The organism is Lutimonas sp. (assembly GCF_051011215.1).
Taxonomy (GTDB): domain Bacteria; phylum Bacteroidota; class Bacteroidia; order Flavobacteriales; family Flavobacteriaceae; genus Lutimonas.
The window spans coordinates 1-5,339 of sequence record NZ_JBPCUJ010000023.1 but is presented as its reverse complement, the minus strand read 5'-3'; the positions used below and the strand labels follow the sequence as shown (position 1 = coordinate 5,339).

The 5,339-nt window shown below is 38.0% G+C and carries 3 protein-coding genes; 1 reads left to right on the top strand and 2 read right to left on the bottom strand.

Annotation, left to right across the window (positions count from 1 at the left end; all coding sequences use genetic code 11):
• The coding region (locus ACR2MV_RS02965; RefSeq protein WP_434020409.1) for a DUF6090 family protein at nucleotides 1-702 on the bottom strand (702 nt) is incomplete at its 3' end.
• Between the two features lie 231 nt (nucleotides 703-933).
• A complete protein-coding gene (locus tag ACR2MV_RS02960; RefSeq protein WP_434020408.1) occupies nucleotides 934-2,745 on the bottom strand; it encodes a hypothetical protein in 1,812 nt (603 codons plus the stop codon).
• A 502-nt stretch (nucleotides 2,746-3,247) separates the two neighbouring features.
• Here ACR2MV_RS02960 and ACR2MV_RS02955 point away from each other — a divergent pair.
• A complete protein-coding gene (locus tag ACR2MV_RS02955) occupies nucleotides 3,248-5,266 on the top strand; it encodes a serine hydrolase domain-containing protein (protein ID WP_434020407.1) in 2,019 nt (672 codons plus the stop codon).
• Nucleotides 5,267-5,339 lie beyond the last annotated feature (73 nt).

Genomic DNA, 5,339 nt, shown 5'->3' with positions numbered 1-5,339 from the left:
GTTTGATAATACTTGATCAAGCAAAACCAGATATTTTGAATCTTTTTTCAATTCCTCCCAATTCACATAAAAACCATTAACAGATATGGTGGTTGTCTTAAATTCCTCCTTAAAATTTGCCTTAAATTCATTTTTAAAAAAATGCCTTACCATTAACGGTTCGGTATATTTATTAATATAATTACTGTACTCATTGTAAATTTCTTGCATTGGACCATCATGGTAACTTTTGTCCCAATTACCTTCATTGTGCATGAACCCAAGAAGTCTTTTAATGGTATCATTTTGAATAAGGTTTATTTCGCCACTGCTCAATAAGTTATTGTAAGAAATTTTAGTATTGTTAAACACAGATAAATGACCTAACCTTAGATAGGCATCTTTTAATTTAGTCGAATCAATTTTTTCCAACCTATTCAAGAGAAAATCATTCATATAAAGACCTGCCTTATCAGCTACCTCTAAATATTTTAAAACCGTATCCAATTGATACGAATCAAATAATAATTCTGCCCTGATTTCTTTTAAATGAGATATTCCCCTTATCCTATCTTTTCTTTCCTCATTCCAAGTATTAATCTGCAAGGCAATCAAAATTCCAACAACGACCAATACGATCTCTCCAACAGCATATCTCATATACTTTAAAGGCCTGTTATCATCTGCCATTTTTTTACGAATTTTTCTGAAGAAAGGGATCATGGGTTGGTTGTTGATGCTTCAAGGTACGAAATTTCAACTTTTGAAGGGTAAACATATTAGAATTGCAAGATAAATATCTAAATATGAGTACATTAAGTTGCGGGTTCAGGAGTCCCGTCCAGACCGCAAAGTCTAAGCAAAAAATATCCCAAAGTTTAAAACTCTGGAATATTTTTCTTTTTTAGACGAGTAGATCTTCTATGGTGACTCGCAGATCCTCATTCAAGGATTTTATTTTACTTTGCTCTGAGGGATTTTGTGAATAACGTTCGCTTCACCTCCTGTAAGATAGATGTCACCGTTTGAGCCCACGTCTACGCCATCGAAGAGCCACATCGGTGGAAAGCCATCTATACCACCTTTTTTGGGTTCAAGACCATCCACGATTGTGGTTCTTTCTGCTGTACCGGATGAAAAATCAATACGGGAAAGACGAGGATCGCCAGTTTGAAAGGGTCCTCCAGTTTCAAACACCAAAAGTCTACCTTCATTGTCAATAGCCAATCCTTCTGGACCGTGAAGACCGGCAAATACAATATTGGAATCTGGAGAAGCTCCGCCAAAATCGATCTTGTAAATGAGGCCAGCTCCCCAGTCAGCGGCCCATACGGATTCGCCATCTGTGGCCAGGCCACTCGCCGCAAATAATTCTTGTATCATTGAATTGTCTTTCATACTGATTACCCCACCCATAGGCACAAGACCTATTTCAGACACGATTACTTCACCTGAGTTGAGTCGGACGGCATCAATAGGAGCCACTACCTGATCTTCAAAGTCGTCCGATACGCCACTTTCAGGATTCCAAACCTGAACAGTTGAGCTGAAAAAAGAAGAAATTATCAGGTCGCTGCCAGATGCTGACACGTTCTGAGGCAAGGTCAGAAAGGTTCCTTCTGGTGGAGCAACTAAAAGGGCTCTGAATTTATCTTCCTGCTTACCACTACGCGCATTAAATTGCCTCATACCAAAGAGATCAGCCTGAAATACCATGTCCTGGTTATTGGGTCCTGTCATTACTGCTATTCCTTGAGGCACGATCATACCGCCTGGGCTGATGATGCGAGCTTGACCGTTTGGTAGTATCTCGGCTACCCAACCTTCGTCATTATTCGTCATATAAAGGGAGCCATCTTCATCAAAAACCATATTATCCAGCCCGGGTTGAAGAGTTGTAAAGGGAATAATTTCATTGCCGTTCTCAATATCAATCTTTACCACCTTACCCGCTTGATCGAGTACATAAAGTAATCCATCAGGTCCAAACTTTGCTGCCGCGGGATTGCTAAACTCACCATTCAATCCTGCCACTATTTTAAGATCTAAGTCAGAAGAAGGGTTGAATGGATCTGAAGTAGGATCATTATCCGGGTCGACATTTACGCTAATAATTAAATTAAAAGCAAACAAAGGCCCATATAAGCGCCCGTCTGGTCCAAAATCAAAAGAATTGAAAAACCCAAGACACGGATTTGGATCTAATGGGAATGCACATTCAACAATTGGTCTTGTTTTATTTGGATCGAGTTCGGGATCAAATTCATACAAGCCGTCACCTTGAAAATCAAGAGCTATGAAGAGACGACCTTCGTCATTAAAAGCAATGGGATTTACGCCCGGGAGAAATTCCTGTTTCGTAACAACTCCACTCGGTGTCCTACGCCCTACCTGTCCCGTTAATATGTCTGTCCAATAAAGGGACCCGTCCGGACCAAAAACAAGATCATCAGGACTCTGTACTCCTTCTGTTATTCGGTCAATAATTTTACCATTTCTCTTGTTCATAACAACGATCTCCTGACCTGTAACACTGGCAACATACAAATGACCATCATCTGGTCCGATGGCGATCCCATTAGCTGCGTTCAAGGAAGCCCCCCTGACCAAGGTTTTCAAATCAGCAGTATTGGACTTTCCATTTTTCTTTTCCAGATTGTTTTCAAGCTCAGTCATATCCTGAGTGCAGGAAAAGGATAGGAAAAGTAAAGCCAAAAAGGCGAGCCTAGGGCCTAACTTTGTAAATAGTTTTTCATTTTTTTTCATGATATTGTGTTTTATTTGATTAGTGATTTTAAATTACTTTAAAATGCTGTTTTATAATAATTATCAAGGACGAAGAGTAAAAAATATTGTCCGAGAACACGATTATATTTATCAAGCTAATTGTGACTTGAACTATTGAATATCAACGCACCCTGCTAAGGGTATGTCAAAATATGATTTAATTTATCTGGGCTTTAATGAGTAGAAAATAGATAAATGTGCTTATCTAAGAGTCCCGTCCAAACCGCAACGCACCGCCAATGAAAAACTTCAGTCTTACTGAGGTTTTTTTGTTTTTGGGTATACGATTAATTCCGTCCCATTCTCCACTCAACTATTCCTTCTTGAGAACTAAGATATAACTGAGACCGCACCATTAACTTCAGAAAAATTGTAACATAATATACAACAGGTAGTCTAATTTATTATCAATCAATATTACAGTCATAAAATGAACTTATCTATAAGAGTACTATTTTTCGCTTTCATAACGTTTTCAACATTGAGCTCTTTTTCTCAGGAAACGAGTGATGCGGTTATAGAAGAAAAACGAACCAAAATCGAAGCCAAAATTCAGGCCTGGCAAAAGCAAACCAATGCCCCTGCTATTTCAGTAGCCTTCCAACACGATGATTTTTATTATGAAAATGCTTGGGGCTTGGCGGATATCGAAAATCAGGTCAAGGCAAAACCGGTATCTTCATATCAAATTGCGTCAACGACGAAGCCCATGACCGCCATGGCAATTTTGAAACTTTGGGAAATGGGAAAAATCGATTTGGATGCTGAAGTACAAACCTATTATACGTCTTTTCCAAAAAAAGAATATCCGATTACCATTCGCCAAATTTTATCTCACACAGCAGGGATTTCTCATTATCGAAGCGACAGTAAAGAGGAAAAACATATCAAAGAACCGTACTCCACAAAAATGGCGATTGATATTTTTAAAGATTGGGAATTAATGTTTGAGCCAAACACGGATTGGAAGTATTCGAGTTATGGCTACAACCTTTTGGGTGCGGTGATTGAAGAAGTAAGTGGTAAATCGTACGAAGATTTTTTAAAAGAACACATTTGGGTGCCTGCAAACATGGAAAATACCATGATGGATGATCCGATTGCGATTGTTCCGAATCGAGTTCGAGGCTATTTTAAAAATGGAGGCAACATCGAAAATGGTGAGTATCTGGACATCAGTAGCCGATTTGGAGCTGGCGGGGTGCGTTCGACGGTGCAGGATGTTGTTAAAATGGGGATTGCTTTGAAAAATGGAAAAATTCTAAAACCTGAAACCGTTGAATTGATGCTTGAACCTTTGGGAGAGCAAGGTTGGAATGAATATGCTTTAGGAATTTCGGTACGTCCTTTTTTGGGGCAACACATCATCATGCATAGTGGCGGAATGCCTCAAACCAGTTTTTTGTTTATCGCTGCACCTGAGGATAATTTATCTTTGTCCATCGGGTCTAACCTTGGGCGTCAAGATGTAGAAAGTTTAGGGATTAGTTTGGTTCAAATCCTATCAGGAGTTAACACGAAAACCGTCACGGCCAAAAAACAAGAAGATAAGTTGATGTTGGAGGCCATAAATGAAGTTTATAATTTTGGGCAAGGCTATTACCAGAAAAAGGGCAAATCCAACGTTGAAAATGATAAAAATTTGGCTTCAGATTTTAAGTATTTCAATCGGTATATTAATCCAAAATACATCAGAAATAATTCCAAAGAAGCTGAGGAAAAAATCAAGGCAGGGCATCAAATTCAACCTGAAAAATCTTTAATTTGGGATAGCGTAGGAGGATACATGGCGAGCCAACTAAATCAAAACTACTCCCAAGAAGGCGCATTAGCTTTTTTCAAGGCCTATATTGGTTTGTACAAAAAAGATAAATCCATTTCGTACCGTTTTACAAAAGATGTTGAAAGTGCTGTGGAGAAATATTATCAAGATTGGCAAGTTACCAAAGAACTAGATCCGAGCTTAACGCGCTTTGATAAAAACACAGATTGGGAACAAGTACCGATTCAATTGGACAAAGAATTGGGAAAGTATAGTGTTTATCCTGATTTTTATGGTGATTTGATTGACTACACATATTCAAATTTACTGTTTAATAAAAAATACGACGAAATATCTCAAATTACAAACCTTGCGGACACCTATTTTTCAGGACGGTTTTTTACAGAGTTTTTGAAAGGATTCGAAGCATTAAGTCAAAAAGATTTGATCAAGGCGAATACGTGTTTTGCAAAGGCAAATGAAATCGAAAATCATTTAGAGAATCCGAATTGGATAGGTTCATTGATTCTAAACTTAGCCCAAGTTGATCCCGTAATGGCATTTAGTTTGGGAGAAGTTATGGCTACGTACAATCCAAAATCGTATGAATTTCAGATTGGTATGTCAAATTTAGCCAGTAAAATGGGAATAAAAGAAAAATCTATATTTTATGCTCAAAAAGCTTTAGAAATAAAGCCCAATGACGAAATGGCTTTGAAATTCATAGGAAATCGGTAGCATATTTTGAGATTGGTTAGCGTTAATTGTTTAAATATTTATAATAACGGTATCACAATTTCTGGGTAACAAC